This is a genomic window from Butyrivibrio sp. ob235, assembly GCF_900109475.1.
Lineage (GTDB): Bacteria > Bacillota > Clostridia > Lachnospirales > Lachnospiraceae > Butyrivibrio.
The window spans coordinates 17248-34639 of record NZ_FOBE01000021.1 but is presented as its reverse complement, the minus strand read 5'-3'; the positions used below and the strand labels follow the sequence as shown (position 1 = coordinate 34639).

The following is a 17392-nucleotide window of genomic DNA, read 5'->3' as shown; positions in this document are numbered from 1 at the left end:
CATTAAAGTAGGTTACAAAAAAGATACTGTGATTTAAAATTACAACCGATATTTAAAAGTTTAAACGGGGATGAAACCCAGTAAACAAGCGGATGTCAAAAGCTTTTGACATGGCAAAAAACACGAATGTAAAAGCCTTTTGATGGCAGCATTTTCAATATCTCGATATGCTGAGGTGGAAAGAGAGACATACGACATGGAACTTGGAAGCAGAATTAAAGAGTTAAGGAAAGCACAAAATATCAACCAGGATGAATTGGCTGAAAAGCTTTTTGTTTCAAGACAGACAATTTCAAACTGGGAAAACGATAAGAGCTATCCTGATATTCAGAGCGTGTTGCTGCTAAGCGAAATCTTCGATGTCTCCGTAGACCAACTATTAAAAGGAGATGTTGAAAAAATGGAAAGAATCATCACAGAACAGACGCAGGCTGACATTAACAAGATGAACACCTATGCGATAGGAATGCTTATTTCTATAATAGCTATTCTTATCACGACACCAATACTCGCAGTTACTATTGGGTTCTGGTTCCTCATCCCATTCGCGGTATTGTTTGCATGCACAATGTATTTTGCCACAAGAATTGAAAAGTATAAAAAGGAATACAATGTACAGACCTACAAGGAAATCATTGCATTCACAAAGGGAGAAACATTATCCCCTACCGATCAGATAAAGGAAGAGGCTAAAAGGCCCTACCAGAAAGCCCTGACCACAATAATATCGGCTGTTATTGCAGCTGTGGTATGCGGCGGAATAGGGTTTGGCCTGATGCTCATATTTAAGTAAGAAATAAGATATTAAAAATACAAAATTAAACTTTGGAGGATGAAAAAAGATGAACTTTTTAAACAACAAGTATGGATATGCAAACGGTATAGGACTTATGATGATTATAGTTGCAGGCTTTGTCGATATGCCAGCATATTTTAAGGGACTAATACAGGGATACGGTTTCTGCCTGTTTTTAACTGCTTTATATTTAAGCTTCAAGCTTATGAAGAATAATAAAAAAGAGGCAGAGAGCGCAGAAGAATAAATAAAAACTGAATAAAATGCTATATTCCGGACAGATCATCAGCTTTGGTGGTCTGCTTTTCTTTTAAGTCACAAAGAATGGAAAATACGGATATGTTTTTTGCTCTACTTGATATGTAACAGATTCATGTTTTTGCTTACAATATGATCATAGACAGAAAAACAGTTGTTAGTACATATATAGAAGGATGGTGATGATCATGTTACTGACAATTCTTTTTATGGTTTGCTTATTTGGTTTTATTGGGAAGCTCATAGGGTTTGCTTTTAAGTTTTCCTGGAGCATGATTAAGATTGCATTTTTCCTTGTGTTCCTGCCTTTCATCTTAGTAGCATTGGTAGTTGGAGGTCTTGTTTACATAGCATTCCCGATACTTGTTGTCGCAATGATAATTGGCCTTTTGGCTAAAGAAGTGTAAGGAGGACGGAACTAAAGACGAGATTAAGTAACCCGGGAAAAAAGGGATACGAGGAGACGTAAGCAACCAAATTTAACAAAAAATAGCGTAATATGTAAGCTTCGCTTGGTAGACAGGCGGGGCTTACTTTTTTATGATTAAGAAAAATGTTAATAAATGTAGCAAAGGTGGTAGAAAGATGAGAAAGGTATACTTGGATAATATTCGCTGGATAACAGTAGTGCTGGTTGTTATCTATCATGTAATTTACATATTCAACGGCGTAACAGAGCATGGAATCATCGGTCCCTTCAGTGAACATCAGCCTCAGGATACGTATCAGTACATTGTATATCCTTGGTTCATGTTACTTCTGTTTGTGGTATCCGGCATGTCAGCCCGCTATGAACTGGTTAAACGAACAGAGAAGGAATTCATCAAAATAAGGACAAGAAAATATCTTGTGCCATCAACAATCGGACTTCTGGTTTTCGGTTGGGTTCTTGGCTACTACAATATGCTTATTTCCGGTGCATTTAATTCCATGAACAACGTACCGGGGCCAATCATTTTCCTGATAATGGCTGTCAGCGGCTCAGGTCCTCTGTGGTACATTCAGATGCTCTGGGTCTTCAGCCTGATACTGGTACTGATCAGAAGGATTGAAAAAGACAGATTCTATAACATCTGCGGAAAGGCCAATCTTCTGATAGTTATACTTCTTGTCATACCCGTATACGGAGCGGCGCAGATACTTAACACACCGATAATAGTGGTATACAGGTTCGGTATTTACGGACTGGGCTTTTTGATTGGCTACTTTGTACTGTCCCATGACGAAGTGATGGATCGACTTGGCAAAAACTGGCTATTATTAAGCATCCTTGCTCTCGCATCCTGCGTAGCTTTCGTGATTTTATATATAGGTCAGTCTTATCCGGATCATGTGGTTCTGGATACAATATTGTGCAATGTATACGCATGGTTTGGAACTATCGGTATACTTGCCTTCATGAATAAATGGGGCAATTTCGAGAATGCTTTCGCAAAGTGGATGTGCAAAAAGTCATGGGGACTCTATGTATTCCATTATCTGATGATAGCGGTCAGCGGATGGTATCTGCATACATTATGTCCATCCATGGCACCTATAATCGTATACCTGCTGGTTGCAATAGCAGCATTCACAGGCTCCTACCTTCTGTATGAGATCATGAGCCGCATACCTTTCATAAGGTGGTGTGTACTTGGGATAAAAAAGGAAAAAAGTAATTGAGACAATTCCGGAAGAAAGCCTCATTATCATGGCTCTTTTACATGACCTTTGTAAGGTAAACTTTTATGTGAAAGGCACAAAGAATCAGAAGACTTATGATCCTGAAAAGGTAGCTACAGCTGAGAATTGGCAGGTTAAACATGATGATAAGGGTAATTTTATCTGGGAGACTGTCCTTAGGTATGAAATAAATGACACAATGCCCTTAGGACATGGCGAGAAATCTGTGATGCTGATCAACTGTTTTATGAAGCTTAAGACTCCTGAGATATTTGCAATCAGATGGCATATGGGTTTTTCTGAGGAAAAGAGCCAGTATAAGGCAGTAGGCGATGCTATGGAGAAATATCCTATAGTGCTTGCCTTGCATGAAGCAGATCTTGAGGCATCAAAGCTGCTTGAGGATGTGGCAGGGAATAAGGAATAATCTATTAAATATAGCAGTTTGGTGTTTCTAATGAGGAATAGATATGCTTTTACCGGATTTTTCATCCCAGAGGGAAAAAGAAAAATACTTTAGATCTCTTAATGATGAGCAGAAGATAGATGCTTTAAATGAGATGGTAGATATTTCTGAACATATAGTGTTTCTTGGCGGGGCAGGTGTGTCTACTGAGAGTGGTATTCCCGATTTTAGAAGTAAGAACGGCCTGTATCATAAGAAGGATAATCGGTTTTCTATGTATAAACCGGAATACCTCCTAAGTTATGACTGTCTAAATAAGAAGCCCGCAGTTTTCTTTGATTATTTCCGCAAGAACCTTGATTGCAGGAGTATAGAGCCAAACGATGCCCATAGAAAGCTTTTCCAGATGGAACAGAGGGCAGATCTTGTTTTTCACGACAGTATTGGAAAAATAATGAATCAGATAGAGATTTAGATTAGGGATTGATTTTCTCCAAATATCTATATAAGATCCAGAATACAGTATGAGAGCTGAAACACTATTATTTAGTACAGCTCTCTTTTTTTATTTTCTGAAATAAGTAAATAGCATAACAACCACAATATATAGTTGTTGATGATGAGGCGTATATACAAGATATGGCTGTCATTTTTATTGGACTGCAAAATTTTTATATTAAAAGTACAAAGAAACAAGCAACTAGTCTTTTGGAGGGTGTGACAAAGGGCTGGAGGATGAAAAGGTATGAGTATTATGATGAGAGTTTTATTGGGATTAGGAGCCATGTTGCTGATGTTTATGAGTTGTCCGCTTTAAGGACAGGGGTATGGAAAGAGTTTTGACAGGGGATGCTAATAGCATCCTTTTTGTCGTAGGTATTTTTAATGAGATTGGAGGTGTATGGCCGTGAACAATATTGTTACTGAGAAAAAGTCGTCATATTCATTATACGAAGAGCTGATAAACCAGCGAGACCGCTACAAAAAAGATGCATTCCAGTATGAGCGCGGATATGTCAGGGAATTTGGAGAACTTATCCTTGCTGTTTTTAACAAAAAGATTGAGTGCATAGAAAAAAAGAAGATCATAGATTTCTGCCAGAAGGCGATAAACCGGGATGAACCTATAGACCAGAATAAGCTCAATGCATATATAAAGGAAGAAATGGCAGAGTTCACTGAAAAGCTTCACCATATGGAAGAGGATTATAGGGAAGCTAAAAGCGGAGGGGTTATAAGTGATAAGGATTACCTTGAAGTAAAGCGTATCTACCACAGGATTGTAAAGAAGATTCACCCGGACATAAATCCAGAGGTAGCTGAAAATGAAGATCTTATGGACCTTTGGAACAGGGTAGTTGTTGCATATAACTGTAATGTTTTACAGGCTCTTCAGGAACTTGAGTTTCTTGTAGCACAGGCGCTGAAGGATACAGACATAGAGGACGTGGAGGTTGAGATCCCCAATATCGAAGAAAAGATAAAGGCTCTTGAGGAAGAGATAGAGCACATCGTATCTACGGTACCTTATATATATAAGTTTCTTTTAGAAGATGAGGATGCAATCAGTGATAAGAAGCTTGAGCTGTCATATGAGCTTAAGGAGTATGAGAAATACTGTGAGGAACTCGATAAAGTGCTTGAGGCGTTTGTTATAAGTGGGGTGACGATGTTATGGCCAATGAACTGATGATAAATAGTGAGAATATGGTGGCTGTCATAGGTACTCATGACCTCGGGGATATCTTAAAGCCCCTCGTTAAAGAGATACACCTTTTTGACACCTATATTGCCGGGACAACTCATCTTGATGATATGTCTGTTCTAAAGAAGGCAAAAAGAGGAGATGAGCTTATCCTTAAAAGGGAAGATAACAAGTATGATTCCAATGCTATCATGGTGCTTAACGCGGATAAAAAGAAGCTTGGATATGTACCAATGAAGGATAATACAGTTTTTGCGCGTCTTATGGATGCAGGGAAACTCCTAAAGGCAAAGATAACGGAGATTGATAGGCAGGATTCTTTTACTGAGATAAGTGTAAGGATCTTTATGGTTGATTATTAAGGAAGGCTGTTATGAATAATAAAGATTTTTTTGATGATAATGGAATCTATGCTACTGAAGGACAGATAATCTTAAGAGCGTTTCGGGAGGATGACGGGGATGCATTTATCTCGCTAAAGAAAGATGTAAGTGATGCAGGAGTAGCTTATGACTTAATGCCGGAATTTGCGGAGTCTTCGTGGCAGGAAGTTCTTACAGGCAGCGATGGAAATATACATATATGTTTAGATTATAATAGCGATGGATTCGCAGGATATCTTAATTTTCAGCATCCTAATAGGGAAGTGCCTGAGATTGGAATAGATTTAGTTAAGAAACTTAGAAATAGAGGCATTGGTTTGAGATGCGCTATGAAGCTGAAAATATATGGCTTACTCAAAAAATGATGGCTTCACTGTACGAAGTGGATGTAAGAACTATAAATGATCATATTCAGAAAATATTTGATGATGGCAAGTTGACCAAGGAGGCAACTATCCGAAATTTTCGGATAGTTCAAACAGAGGGAAGCAGACAAGTACAAAGGAATGTAATGCATTATAACCTCCAACTGATTATTTCAGTTGGATTTAAGGTTAATAACGACAGGGCGGTTCGTTTCCGTAAATGGGCTTGACTACTTGGGAAAACGCTCCAGATGGAAAAATCCTGAAAGCGGATGTGACAATTGCCAAAAACTATTTATCTGAGGAAGAGATGAATTATCTTGAACGAATTGTCACATTATACTTGGATTATGCAGAACTTCAGGCTCAAAGACATATTCCTATGAGCATGGAGGACTGGGCAAAATGGTTGTAGTAAGGTTACTGTTGATAATGTAAGACGCAATATTTCCAGCTTCTTTTCTTGGCTTGAAGAGGAAAACTATATATTAAAAAGTCCGATGAAGCGTATACATAAAATAAAGACAAACGTGATTATTATAACAGAGTCAGGTATTGATTATTCTGACTTGAAGTATGTTACGGAAGAATTTTATGAAAAGAATAAAAAATCTCAGCTACATGACGGAGATATGGTATATCTAAAACTATTGAACCATTTCGATAGTGAATTCGCTTGGTGAGTCCATGCAACAGAACAGTCACCATATCATCAATGTCAGTCATTAGTAATTCCGTTACCGTATGAATTTGACCACTTTCCGATCTGCTTTTTATCATTTCCGTAAAAAATCACTGCTTTATTATACTTCTTTGATAAAGATTTGTTTCCGCTTTTCTTTATACTACTTTTCAGATCTGAGCCTTTTGAAATGTAAGCTGAAGCTGATTTCATGAGTTTTTTGAATGCATTCATATCCACGACGGTGACAGACTGTGGATTATGATGCTTTTTGAGATCATTTTTGGCGTACGGCCAGATGATAGTATGCTGTTTAGCCATTCTTATTGCAGCATCTTTCATGGTCTCTCCGGATACAAACATTTTGTCATATACCATATCAGTATCTACCTGATCGTATATCTTACAATCCTTGTCATCATCATACTCAAAACCACCAAAGTCTAACTGGTTCACAATCATGTAGTCAGTATAGTCCTGGTACATTTTTAGTACAGACGTCTTTCCGGACTTACAATTTGTTCCGTAATCGATAATTGAAAACTTTTTACCAAATAGCTTTTTACTGAACTTTAATATATTTATAGTGTCATTTCTGTTGAGATTCCCACAGAACATTTCATCCTGGCCATGTCCTGAATATTTTATGATATAGCTGCTGCTATTGGATGTCCGTTCCTTTATCTTTTTAAAGAATGATTTGTACGCAGAAAGTCTTTTTTTACTATTAGTGCCCGGACTTGCTTCAGAGCTTTTTACCATATGCGTATCAAGGCAGCATTCCTCTCTGAAAGCACGCCAGCCTTTTTCATATTCCTTGTTGTTTCTTGTATCGTATTCAGGATGATTTTTGAAAAATTCATCGCTGGCATCATCGATGTTTCCCGGAAATTTATATAGACTAATGCGATCGTCCCAGATAACAACATCATATAACTCATATACATCTGAATCCTTATTAGGCACAGCTTCCATGACTCCGCCCCAACCGTCATTAAATCCGCCAGTAGCATAAGATGTCCGGATTACTACAACCTTGTTGGAATTTGATATTATCCTATTCTTTGCTGAGGCAGCTGATACATTTTGCCTGCAAAAAATAAAGCATGACATTGTCAGTAAAAGTAAAAATTGCATTATTATCCGCTGTTTAACAAATCCCTTTTTCATCACATACATTCCTCCCTGCAATCATAATGATATATATCGTAGTTGCCTTAAGCATACTGCGTTTCACCATTCATCAGTTTCATGGGGTGATTCTGGTGGGTGAAATTTATTCGTTATTTCTCAAGGGTTTCCATTAACAGGAAATCCTTAAATTTTATGTGTTTGACGTTACTTGTTGAATAATCAATGTCATCGTTGGTGATAAGGATTTTTGTATCTATCTGGCTAAGCCCACTAAAGGCAGACATTTCGCGCTGATATGCTTTATCTTCGGCAACACTGTAAGCAACCTGGATGAAGTACCTGTAATTGCCATTTTCAGCAAGGAAGTCAATCTCCCTGCCATTGTTGTCATAGACACTTACTTTGTAACCCATGTATATCAGCTCGTTATACACGATGTTTTCCATATTGTGAGTGATGTCATAGCGATTATTTGGGCACCTGATAGAGTTAAGGGCAACGTCACAGTTGTACAGCTTATGGCTGTTTTCAAGGACTTTCTTTGCTTTTTTTGAATACCGGTCTGCCTGATCTATGATATATGCCTCACTCAGATAGAAAATCCACTTCTGCACTGTGTTACTGCTGCACTGGTTATTGTTTCCTTTCATGTAATCGGCAATGGCTTTCGCCGAATAAATGCGTGAGTTGGATATCAGAACAAAGCTTGTGACTTTGCGGAATTCATTGGACTTTTGTATCTTATATCTGTTTATGATGTCATTTTCCACGATGGTTTTATCAAGATCGTTGAGATATATCCTGAGTTCTTCTTCACCTTGGAATTCAAGCCTTTTAGGGAAACCACCCCAAATGAGGTAATCGGAGATGGGTACCTCACGACCAAGTTCTTTTGCATATTCAAGGATTTCCTTATATATGAACGGGCGGATTCTGAAAGCAACATATCTTCCCGACAGTTCTTTTGTAAATTCCTTCGAAAGAAGTTTGGAATTTGAGCCGGTAATGAATACTGAGCAATCCCTTAAACGCAAGGTCTTGCAGGCATTCTGCCATCCATCTATTTCCTGTACTTCATCAAGAAATACATAGCAGAACCCATCCTTCCGGTTGTCTTCAACGTGTGTAACGATGTCCTGCCATTCCTGGATCTGCTCTGTTACGATACGGTCTTCAAAATTGAGATAGATGATATTAGCAGACTTTTCAGCGATTTCAGCTTTTATCTGCTTTAATATCTCTGATTTGCCGCATCTTCTTACTCCTGTAATGATCTTAATAAGGTCATTGTCATAGAAACTTCTTATTGGGGCGATATACTTTTCGCGTTTGATCATGGCAGCACTCCTTAATTTTAATTTCTACTGAGAATTTTATCATTAAAAGGAAAAATTCTCAATGGTAATTATATATTTGACACCACATGGAAAAATTCTCAATGAAATTATTGGCTGAAAAGTCGAAGGATAGAGGAAAGTGAAAGAAGTACTGCTTATAGCGCTGGTTATTTTTGGATATTCATTTGGAATACTGTTTTCTGTATATAAGATAGCAAAAGCGTTGATACTTACTGTAAAGTGCAATTAGATGCTATTGCTGATAACTATTTTAGTATTACAAGCATTATATAACATTTGATCATGATGGTAAGATTAAGGACGGCGCGTGGGTAGGAATTACAGGCGAGAATATCGATATCGCGGATGATATCTGACAGGGGTATGAGAGCTCTTTTACCTGGTTCTGTTTGATGTGGACTGTTTGCGATATGCAGAGGGCGTCATGCCTGTGTGCTTTTTAAACTGCCTTATATAATGCTCTGTGGTATCGTACCCAACAGCTTCTGCTATGGTCTGCACCGTCATGGTGGAATTGGCAAGAAGATCCTGCGATCTTTCGATTCGGACAGTTCGCAGGATATCTGTGTAATTCATGCCTGTGAGCTCTTTTATCAGTCTTGATGTATATTCATTGGAATAGTGGAACTTATTTGACAGATCCGACAAGGTAACGTCTTTGTAGTTTTCCTGAATATACTGGATAAGAGCATAGCGCTGGACATCTACTCTGGAGTCGAACAGGGGCATCTGAACAGATTCGGAGTACCGTCTAATTATCAGATAGAAGTCGAGGAGTAGGGTGTTTGTTATGGCCTGGTAGTGGTACTCTTCCTTGTTGCGACTCTCTGTTAACATCCATATGAAGGACTCGGAAATGACCACGTCCTGGCCGGTCCTGAACATTATATAATCGTTCGCCTTTTTGGCATAAATGTTGTTCAGAAAGAAGGATGAGAGGATGTTACGTGTGTTGAGAAAGGAGTAGAACATAGTGTGAAGTGTATCACGGCGCAGCATTATATTTATGGCGATAGTGTCGTCAAATACCGCAAAAGAATGCCTGATTCCCGGTGGGATCACGCAGAAATCTCCTGTTCTCATCTCAATGGTATTGCCCGATATAGTCTGGGTGCATCTGCCATCGTAAATATATGAGATTTCAAAAAAGGTATGGCTATGCTCAATATCCGGGCTGTATCTTTCGTGCTTTTGAACAATAATACTGTCATTGTCAGACAGATCAAAAAAGAAATAATCCTCATAAACATCGGGGATTGTTTCTTTTTTTTCTTTGATCAGAAGGTGCTTACTCAGCACCATTTCCATGTCAAGATTCTTAAGAAATTCTCTAAGCGAATCCGGGTTCTTCCCTGCGAGGTAGTACTCTCTATAAAATGCTTCCACCTCTGTAACATCGTATATATGCTGCTTTAATGCATTAGCGTCCATTTTATCTCCTTATATTGAGGGCTCCTATTAAATCTACTATATCTGCTCGGCAAGTAGATGTCAAAAAATCAAAGATTTATATAAAAATTATTATATTTAAATCATAAAACATCAATAATATTGAGCGATTTTGTGAATTATGTTCAGTGCTTTTTAAACATATAATTGCATCATAAAGAGCGCCGTTACAGAAAGGAATGGGCAGTTATGAATAAACCAGTTCTTGAAATGAAGAATATCAGCAAACGATTCGGAAGCGTCGTGGCTCTTAACGAGGTTGACCTTGAAGTTTATCCCGGCGAGATCAGAGGCCTGATCGGTGAGAACGGATCAGGAAAATCCACTATTTCCTCAATAGCTGCCGGAATGCAGAAAGCAAATGAAGGAGAGATGTTTTTTAAGGGAAACAGATGGGAACCGGCCAGTATGATAGATGCACTGAACAAGGGCATTGGAATGGTTGTTCAGGAAAGCGGAACCATTGGAGGAATATCGGTGGCTGAAAACATGTTCCTTGCCGAACTTGGGAGCTTTAAAAACAAATTTGGCCTTGTGGACAAGAACAAACTGGAAAGAAAAGCAGATGAGGCTCTTAAAAGCGTTGGGATAGCAGGCATCAGCGGAAGAGATGCGATGGGAAGGCTGGACTTTCAGGACAGAAAGCTGGTTGAAATAGCCAAAGTTATCATGAAAAACCCGGATATTCTGATCATCGATGAGACATCAACTGCGCTGTCCCACGATGGAAGGCAGATCATGTACAGTCTGATCAGAAAAATGAGGGATGACGGAAAGTCAGTGATCTTTATATCTCATGATCTGGACGAAATCATGGAAGTCTGTGACACGTTGACGGTACTCAGGGATGGAAACATCATAAGGACTTTTGAAAAAGAGGAATTTGCTGCAGATGCCATCCGCAGCAGCATGATAGGAAGAGAGCTTAAAGGTGATTATTACAGGGCGGATACGGAGTGTACATCTCTTGATGAAGTGGTACTCAGCGCTCAAAGCCTGAACTACAAAGATAATTTAAAGGACGTTTCTCTGGAGCTCCACCGCGGAGAGATTGTGGGAGTCGGTGGCCTTGCGAGCAGCGGAATGCATGATCTGGGTGAAGCCCTTTTCGGAGCGCTAAAGCTTGATTCGGGGTATGTTATCTGCGGTAGTGGAAAAGAGATACTCAGCCCTCACAATGCAATGGGGCAAAAGATCGGATATGTGTCGAAAGACAGAGATCAGAAATCGCTTTGTCTCGATGCCAGTATAAAAGACAACATTGCTATCGCCGGAATGAATATCTTTAAAAACAAAATAAACCTTGTTACTTCATCCGGTGAGAAAAAATATGTAAAAAAACAGGTGGATGAACTTAAGATCAAATGTTCAGATATGGATCAGGCAGTAGGTCAGCTTTCGGGTGGCAATAAGCAGAAGGTTGTCTTTGGTAAATGGATAGGCTGCGGAAGCGAGATACTGATCCTGGATTGCCCCACAAGAGGCGTGGATATCGGAGTCAAGCAGGCGATGTATCAGCTCATGGTAAAGCTCAAAAATGAAGGCAAGGCAATACTTATGATAAGCGAGGAGCTGCCGGAGCTGATAGGTATGAGTGACAGAGTACTCATTATGAAGGACGGAGAGATCACAAGAGAGTTTAAGAGAAGCAGTACCCTCAGCGAGGGAGACATCATAAGCTACATGATCTGAGGAAGGTAAAAGAGATGACAGATAAAAGAAAAACCAACATAAAACAAAAACTCATATCCTTACTTCCCATTGCCGCTTTACTGGTTTTGTTTGCAGCATTTCTGGTGGTGGTAAGCATAAATGGTTACAGGCTGGATATGTACCTGAAAATAGTATTTAATGAGGCTCTTGTTCTTGCGGTGGTTGCTACTGGGGCGATCTTCATTTATACCCTTGGCACCTTTGATATAAGCCTTGGAGCATCAACGCTCTTTGCAGCCACTATGGGGGTCATGACCTATAACAAGACTCAGAGCCTTATTTTGATGATCGTCGCGATATTCGCAGTGGGTATCACAGCTTCACTGCTGAATTCGGTTTTAGCCTCGGTTTTTCATATACCTCCCTTCGTGACAACTGTTGCCATGATGTCGGTTCTTTCAGCGCTCTCGGCACAGATCATCACAAGTTATGGAGGAGCTCTTGGCGGAATAAGTATTCCCAGCGAAGTTGTAAAGCCCTTTGACAACATAGGTTTTAAGGCAATGCTTTTAATAGCCTTTTTTGCCATATGCTTCTTTGTATTCCAGTTTACGAAGGCCGGAAGAAGGATGAAATTTGTGGGCGGAAATCCAATTTGTGCAGAGCTTACAGGAATAAAGGCAAGTAAATATACGATCCTGGCCTTTGTGATGGCGGGAATTGGAATCGGCCTCGGAGCATTTTTGACACTTTGCTATACCCCATCGGTTACTACTACAACAGCATCAAGTATAGGAATGAATATCTTTATTGCGATCGTTTTCGGAGGAATGCCAATCTCAGGAGGTGCAAGAAGTAAGATTTACGCGGCACTGATCGGTGGCTTCTCATATATTTTGCTGAATGACATTCTTGAGATAGTCATAGACAGCAGCGCAGCATACGGCATCACACAGGTGATCAGTGCAGTCTTTTTCCTGGCGGTGGTTTATGTAACCAGCATGAATTACAGGACAGCACTGTTACCAAGATAAAGGAGGAAAATATTATGAACAAAAAACTTACAAAAGTGATCGGACTTATCATGGCCGGGGCCATGACGGTGATGGCAGGATGCGGAAATTCAGCACCTGCTGCACAGGGCAGTGCTGATAACGCAGCACCGGCACAGGAAGCTGAAACAACTACTCAGCCTTCCGGCAAAGCCAAGAAAATCGGAGTGCTTGTAGCAGATGTCAGCGGTGAGGAAGCCCTGGGATTTAGAAATTACTATGAGAAGTATATTCAGGAAAACTATGATGTTACCTTTGATTACACTGATGCGCTGGCAAGCGCTGAAGACGAGAAGGCCGCTATTGAAAAATTTGCATCAAAGGGATATGACGCAGTTATCTCTTTATCCAGCAGCGACAGAGCACAGCAGATTGAGACCTGCGAGCAGTATGGCCTTTACTATGCAATAGCTTCAGGAGTTCTTGATGACGAGCAGTATGAAAAATACAAAGGTTATGAGCACTTCGTTTGCCAGATCGGACCTTCAAATGCCACTGAATTTGAGGCAGGAAAAGCTATGGGCGAGTATTATAAAAATCAGGGAGTAAAGAAGGTGGCTCTCTATGGCGCTTTCATTCCAAATCCTATGCACGTTTTCAGAGCAGCCGGTATTCTTACGGGACTTGGTTGTACCTACGGCGGAGCAAATGACATGGGAGCGATCGTGGGACAGATTTTCCAGGATCAGGGAATTGATCTTTCAAAGGTTTCCGGCGATGTTGAACTTGTTGCATACCTCCAGGGATATGGCGATACAACAACAGATGAGCTTGGTGCAGCTATTCAGAAGGCTCCCGAGGCATTCCTTTCAGTTGGAATGGCAACTACATTCTTTGCACAGACACTTTCACAAGAAAATATACCTTTTGCCGATATTGATTCCTTTACTGCCATGAACAGTCAGTCAATGGAGAGTGGAAGTCTTAAATATCTTGCAGGTAAGTATTCATCATCTATCGGACCTGTATTTGCGCTGGTTTCAAATGCGATTGACGGAAATCTTATCAGAAATGATGAGGGAAATGCTGTATCGCTCAATCAGGGCTATCTGGTAGCAACAGACAAGGCAACCTTCGATGAGTATTTTGTCAATGACAACGGTGATTCACCCATCTACAGCAAAGAGACACTTGATAGCATTATCGGAAGTCAGGTCACCTATCAGGATGTAAAGAGCCTTGTAGAGAGTAAGTAATACAGAGTAATAAGGAGATTAGCTATGAGTACCCCGAAGAGAATCGTAAACGCAATGGCCATGCCGGTTGTAACCCTTGTGGTTTTGCAGACTCTTTGCCTGTTAAATGGACAGAGTGTGATTTCAAATATGAAAAGCTTTGACAATTTCATAGTTTATACAGCTATTGTGATGATCACAACCATGGCTCTTTCCATAAATCTGAACAGCGGAAGATTTGATTTCTCCCTGGGATCAATGGCCGGTCTGTCATCTATCATAGGGGCAAAAATAACCTATGGGATTCTCTCCGGAGGAAATGGCTCTGCACCGCTGATGCTTTGTATATCCCTTGTTGCAGGAGTGATACTTGGACTAATATCGGGTCTTACATATTGCACATTAAGACTGCCTCCCATCATAGTCTCACTGGGAGTAACGCTAGTGTATGAGGGAATTATGTACACAATAACCGGTGGCAAATATGTTATGAGTGAAGTTCAAAATCCTTCAATGTCCGCTCTTACAGGAACCTGGGTCTATGCAGCATTGATAATAGCGGCAGTCCTTGCATTTATGATAATTACTTTTGATAAAACGGCCTTTGGCTATGACTACAACGCACTTAAGTCGGGACAGAAGGTGGCTGTGGCTACAGGTATCAATGAGGTAAAAAACACTCTGATCTGTTATGGGATCAGTGGAGGCCTGATGGGTATAGTGGGAACACTTAATGCGGCCAGAAATACGACAATAAATGGAGGACAGCTCAATTTTGGCAGTATAGCCATCATGTTTACAGCATTTCTCCCTATGTTTATCGCAGGATATATCGGCAGATTCACAAACGAGAAGATTGGCTTTCTACTGGCGGCTGTTTGCATGTCACTTTTAAATTCTACTTTTGCTGTATTCTCAAACTCAGTGAATGCAACGATGCAGTCAATTATAAATGCAGTATTGCTGGTTGTTTTCCTTATTTACCTGAACAACAATGATTTGATAAAGAGATTATTGAAAGCATGAAAGACTTAAGATTATTGAAAAAAGCAACGGCTCTTTTCCCAAGGTTAAATGAAAAAGAGATTGCTGTAGCCGAAACAGTAAGTATTACAAGGGACGGCAAGGGAATAAAGAAAAAAAGTCTCCGGGATTTCAGGACTATGTCACTAAAAAAAGGTGATGAGGTCATCCTTGACTTTGGCGGACATCTGGTTGGATATCTTTCTCTTGATTTTAAGAACATAGGAGCTCATGCAGATGCTCCGGTGCTCTTAAGAGTACGCTTTGCCGAAAGAGAAGTAGAGCTGTTTGAGGATGCATCAGAATACAGTGGCTGGGTAAGCGCATCATGGATCCAGGAAGAGCTGGTAAAGGTGGATGTGGTCCCCGGAAGGCTGGACTTTGACAGACGATATTCATTCAGATTTGTAAGGATTGAGGTTATGGATATCAGTTCAAGATTTGACCTTCAGATTTCCGAAGCTTGGGCCAAGGCCGTCACTTCTGCCAGAGATACGGATCTTTTACCCTATGAGTCGGCAGATCCCTTGGACAGAGAGATGGACAAGGTGGCTGTAAAAACTCTCAAAGATTGCATGCAGACAGTGTTTGAGGATGGACCTAAAAGAGACAGAAGGCTGTGGATAGGAGATCTTAGGATACAGGCTCTGGCCAATTATGAAACCTACAGAATGAATGATATGGTCAAATCCTGCCTATACCTGTTCGGTGCGCTTACTCAGGAGAATGGAAGAGTCGGAGCCTGCGTATTTTTGGAGCCTGAGCCTGAAGTAGACGACACCTGTATGTTTGACTATTCTCTGTTTTTTGTGGTCATTCTCAGGGATTATTACAGAAAGACAGGTGACCAGGAGGCGCTGGAGGATCTGTGGCAGGTATGCCGCAGACAGATCAGTCTTGCCAGAGAGGGCCTTGACCAACACTATGTAGTAAAGGACCTTGACGTTCTTGGCTGGTGCTTTGTGGACTGGAATCTGGAGCTGAATAAACAGGCAAGTGCGCAGGGGATATTCCTGTACGCGCTGGAGGCAGCAATTGAGCTTGCCGAGCAGGTCGGAGATGTGCTCTCAGAGGAAGAGTATGCTGATCTTTACAACAAAGTAAAGGATGCAGCCAATACTTTTTTATATGATGAAAAAATGGGCATGTACGTAAGCGGGAAAGACAGACAGATCTCCTTTGCATCTCAGATATGGATGATACTTGGAAATGCCGTTGAAGGTAGTGCTGCACTCAGGCTTTTGGAAAGACTAAATGGCTGCGACGGTGCTGTTAAAATGGTTACTCCTTATATGTATCACAACTATATAGATGCACTTATTAAGCTTGGCAGGAAAGAAGACGCTCACAATCTTATGAGACAGTACTGGGGCGGAATGATCAAAAACGGTGCAGACACCTTTTGGGAGCTGTATAATCCCGAAAATCCGGACGAGTCACCTTACGGAGGAACCATTGTAAACAGTTATTGTCATGCCTGGAGCTGTGGCCCGGCGTATTTTCTCAGGAAATACTTTGCTTAATACTTTGGAAGAAGAGACCTTTGAGGACATGAGCCTTGAGGAAAAATGCGGACAGGTTTTTTGTCCTATGGGATTTAGCAGTGAAGATGAAGTTCTTCGCGGAATCGTCAGTGGAATTGGTGTTGGCGGGATGATGTACAGAAGTGGGAGAGCAAAAGAGATTCAGGATACTCACAGAAAAATACAGTCAATGGCCAAAATTCCGCTTTTATTAGCCGCTAATACGGAGAGTGGTGGAGATGGACTGGCGGTAGAGGGGACATCTTTTGGCAAGCCCATGGCAGTTGCAGCAACTGCGGATCCTGAAAACGGCTACAGGATGGGGTATGTTGCATGCAGGGAAGGGGCAGCACTGGGACTAAACTGGTCTTTTGCTCCTATCCTGGATATCAAACCCGATCCGGAAGTGTTCTTAAAAGCTGCCCAGTTCCTTGCAGAAGAGCCGAAGGACTGCCTTGTTATAGAAGATGCTGAAGCCGGCATAGATGCTGCGGTATCGGGCGGTTTTTACAGCGCCGGTATCGGGAGCGCAGAAAGCTATGGAAAGGCCACATATCATTTAGAGAGCTTTAAGGACATTCTAAAGTTATCGGGACCAATTATGATTACTGATGATATGCAAGAAAATGGCTTAAATATGCATATCAATAAGATTTTTCTATAGAATAATTGAAATAGTAAACGCGACTTTTTGTCCTCCCCAGGGGCTCAAAAGTTGCGTTAAGTTTTTCAAAAATCGTGATAAAGCCAGTGAAATAGCAGTGAACG

At 40.6% G+C, this 17392-nt stretch carries 18 protein-coding genes and 2 pseudogenes; 17 read left to right on the top strand and 3 right to left on the bottom strand.

Going from position 1 to position 17392, the window contains the following annotated elements; translation table 11 throughout:
* Positions 1–142 precede the first annotated feature (142 nt).
* The 11 genes and pseudogenes from BMW61_RS14035 to BMW61_RS22960 form a co-directional block, all read left to right on the top strand.
* A complete protein-coding gene (locus tag BMW61_RS14035) occupies positions 143–793 on the top strand; it encodes a helix-turn-helix domain-containing protein (protein WP_242829934.1) in 651 nt (216 codons plus the stop codon).
* Positions 794–842: 49 nt separating this feature from the next.
* Positions 843–1043 carry a hypothetical protein gene (locus tag BMW61_RS14030; RefSeq protein WP_022762356.1) on the top strand — a complete coding sequence of 67 codons (201 nt, stop codon included), beginning with the start codon at positions 843–845 and terminating at the stop codon, positions 1041–1043.
* Between the two features lie 199 nt (positions 1044–1242).
* Entirely contained in the window at positions 1243–1461 is a 219-nt protein-coding gene (locus tag BMW61_RS14025) for a hypothetical protein (protein ID WP_044928690.1), read from the top strand.
* 178 nt (positions 1462–1639) lie between these two features.
* Positions 1640–2716, top strand: a complete 1077-nt coding sequence (locus BMW61_RS14020) for an acyltransferase family protein (protein WP_091823073.1) — start codon at positions 1640–1642, stop codon at positions 2714–2716.
* Between the two features lie 28 nt (positions 2717–2744).
* Positions 2745–3143 carry a hypothetical protein gene (locus BMW61_RS14015; protein ID WP_091823070.1) on the top strand — a complete coding sequence of 133 codons (399 nt, stop codon included), beginning with the start codon at positions 2745–2747 and terminating at the stop codon, positions 3141–3143.
* 43 nt (positions 3144–3186) lie between these two features.
* Positions 3187–3597, top strand: coding sequence for a Sir2 family NAD-dependent protein deacetylase (locus BMW61_RS14010; protein WP_091823065.1), 411 nt, complete (start codon positions 3187–3189; stop codon positions 3595–3597).
* Positions 3598–4029: 432 nt separating this feature from the next.
* On the top strand, positions 4030–4812 hold the full coding sequence (locus tag BMW61_RS14000; RefSeq protein WP_139176333.1) for a hypothetical protein: 783 nt from the start codon (positions 4030–4032) through the stop codon (positions 4810–4812).
* The gene (locus BMW61_RS13995) at positions 4797–5189 is read left to right on the top strand and encodes an HIRAN domain-containing protein (protein WP_091823058.1); all 393 of its coding nucleotides are present in this window, start codon (positions 4797–4799) and stop codon (positions 5187–5189) included. Before BMW61_RS14000 ends, BMW61_RS13995 begins: the two co-directional genes overlap by 16 nt.
* An 11-nt stretch (positions 5190–5200) precedes the next feature.
* Positions 5201–5575, top strand: coding sequence for a GNAT family N-acetyltransferase (locus BMW61_RS13990; RefSeq protein WP_091823055.1), 375 nt, complete (start codon positions 5201–5203; stop codon positions 5573–5575).
* Positions 5527–5987 (top strand): annotated as a pseudogene (gene rhuM / locus BMW61_RS22965) (RhuM family protein); the annotation flags it as partial. The gene BMW61_RS13990 and the pseudogene rhuM, both read left to right, overlap by 49 nt.
* Positions 5980–6114, top strand: a pseudogene (locus BMW61_RS22960) (integrase); the annotation flags it as partial. The pseudogenes rhuM and BMW61_RS22960, both read left to right, overlap by 8 nt.
* Positions 6115–6293: 179 nt before the next feature.
* On the opposite strand, the gene BMW61_RS13975 reads toward BMW61_RS22960, so the two are convergent.
* The 3 genes from BMW61_RS13975 to BMW61_RS13965 all read right to left on the bottom strand — a co-directional run bounded on the left by BMW61_RS13975 (position 6294) and on the right by BMW61_RS13965 (position 10180).
* The gene (locus BMW61_RS13975) at positions 6294–7427 is read right to left on the bottom strand and encodes a hypothetical protein (protein ID WP_091823050.1); all 1134 of its coding nucleotides are present in this window, start codon (positions 7425–7427) and stop codon (positions 6294–6296) included.
* A gap of 113 nt (positions 7428–7540) precedes the next feature.
* The gene (locus tag BMW61_RS13970; RefSeq protein ID WP_091823047.1) at positions 7541–8728 is read right to left on the bottom strand and encodes an ATP-binding protein; all 1188 of its coding nucleotides are present in this window, start codon (positions 8726–8728) and stop codon (positions 7541–7543) included.
* Positions 8729–9124: 396 nt separating this feature from the next.
* Entirely contained in the window at positions 9125–10180 is a 1056-nt protein-coding gene (locus BMW61_RS13965; RefSeq protein WP_091823044.1) for an AraC family transcriptional regulator, read from the bottom strand.
* Positions 10181–10387: 207 nt separating this feature from the next.
* Here BMW61_RS13965 and BMW61_RS13960 point away from each other — a divergent pair, with 207 nt between their 5' ends.
* Genes BMW61_RS13960 through BMW61_RS22545 form a run of 6 tightly spaced genes read left to right on the top strand, consistent with a single transcriptional unit; the run spans position 10388 to position 17288 of the window.
* On the top strand, positions 10388–11890 hold the full coding sequence (locus BMW61_RS13960; RefSeq protein WP_091823041.1) for a sugar ABC transporter ATP-binding protein: 1503 nt from the start codon (positions 10388–10390) through the stop codon (positions 11888–11890).
* Positions 11891–11904: 14 nt separating this feature from the next.
* On the top strand, positions 11905–12885 hold the full coding sequence (locus BMW61_RS13955) for an ABC transporter permease (RefSeq protein ID WP_026516850.1): 981 nt from the start codon (positions 11905–11907) through the stop codon (positions 12883–12885).
* Between the two features lie 14 nt (positions 12886–12899).
* Complete coding sequence (locus tag BMW61_RS13950) at positions 12900–14099, top strand: type 1 periplasmic-binding domain-containing protein (protein WP_091823039.1); 1200 nt, start codon at positions 12900–12902, stop codon at positions 14097–14099.
* A gap of 24 nt (positions 14100–14123) precedes the next feature.
* Positions 14124–15104, top strand: a complete 981-nt coding sequence (locus BMW61_RS13945; RefSeq protein WP_026498745.1) for an ABC transporter permease — start codon at positions 14124–14126, stop codon at positions 15102–15104.
* On the top strand, positions 15101–16624 hold the full coding sequence (locus BMW61_RS13940; RefSeq protein WP_091823036.1) for an alpha-L-rhamnosidase-related protein: 1524 nt from the start codon (positions 15101–15103) through the stop codon (positions 16622–16624). Before BMW61_RS13945 ends, BMW61_RS13940 begins: the two co-directional genes overlap by 4 nt.
* Positions 16617–17288 (top strand): HAD-IA family hydrolase, encoded by a 672-nt coding sequence (locus tag BMW61_RS22545; RefSeq protein ID WP_242876752.1) that lies wholly within the window; start codon positions 16617–16619, stop codon positions 17286–17288. Before BMW61_RS13940 ends, BMW61_RS22545 begins: the two co-directional genes overlap by 8 nt.
* The last annotated feature ends 104 nt before the right edge of the window (positions 17289–17392 follow it).

Excerpts from the sequence above, each read along its gene's own strand:
- BMW61_RS13990 (WP_091823055.1), top strand. The coding sequence starts at position 5,201 with ATGAATAATAAAGATTTTTTTGATGATAATGGAATCTATGCTACTGAA.
- BMW61_RS13955 (WP_026516850.1), top strand. The coding sequence starts at position 11,905 with ATGACAGATAAAAGAAAAACCAACATAAAACAAAAACTCATATCCTTA.
- BMW61_RS14015 (WP_091823070.1), top strand. The coding sequence starts at position 2,745 with ATGGCTCTTTTACATGACCTTTGTAAGGTAAACTTTTATGTGAAAGGC.
- BMW61_RS13945 (WP_026498745.1), top strand. The coding sequence starts at position 14,124 with ATGAGTACCCCGAAGAGAATCGTAAACGCAATGGCCATGCCGGTTGTA.
- BMW61_RS13950 (WP_091823039.1), top strand. The coding sequence starts at position 12,900 with ATGAACAAAAAACTTACAAAAGTGATCGGACTTATCATGGCCGGGGCC.
- BMW61_RS13965 (WP_091823044.1), bottom strand. The coding sequence starts at position 10,180 with ATGGACGCTAATGCATTAAAGCAGCATATATACGATGTTACAGAGGTG.
- BMW61_RS13940 (WP_091823036.1), top strand. The coding sequence starts at position 15,101 with ATGAAAGACTTAAGATTATTGAAAAAAGCAACGGCTCTTTTCCCAAGG.
- BMW61_RS14025 (WP_044928690.1), top strand. The coding sequence starts at position 1,243 with ATGTTACTGACAATTCTTTTTATGGTTTGCTTATTTGGTTTTATTGGG.
- BMW61_RS13975 (WP_091823050.1), bottom strand. The coding sequence starts at position 7,427 with ATGAAAAAGGGATTTGTTAAACAGCGGATAATAATGCAATTTTTACTT.
- BMW61_RS14030 (WP_022762356.1), top strand. The coding sequence starts at position 843 with ATGAACTTTTTAAACAACAAGTATGGATATGCAAACGGTATAGGACTT.
- BMW61_RS14020 (WP_091823073.1), top strand. The coding sequence starts at position 1,640 with ATGAGAAAGGTATACTTGGATAATATTCGCTGGATAACAGTAGTGCTG.
- BMW61_RS14035 (WP_242829934.1), top strand. The coding sequence starts at position 143 with ATGGCAGCATTTTCAATATCTCGATATGCTGAGGTGGAAAGAGAGACA.
- BMW61_RS13970 (WP_091823047.1), bottom strand. The coding sequence starts at position 8,728 with ATGATCAAACGCGAAAAGTATATCGCCCCAATAAGAAGTTTCTATGAC.
- BMW61_RS13960 (WP_091823041.1), top strand. The coding sequence starts at position 10,388 with ATGAATAAACCAGTTCTTGAAATGAAGAATATCAGCAAACGATTCGGA.
- BMW61_RS13995 (WP_091823058.1), top strand. The coding sequence starts at position 4,797 with ATGGCCAATGAACTGATGATAAATAGTGAGAATATGGTGGCTGTCATA.
- BMW61_RS14010 (WP_091823065.1), top strand. The coding sequence starts at position 3,187 with ATGCTTTTACCGGATTTTTCATCCCAGAGGGAAAAAGAAAAATACTTT.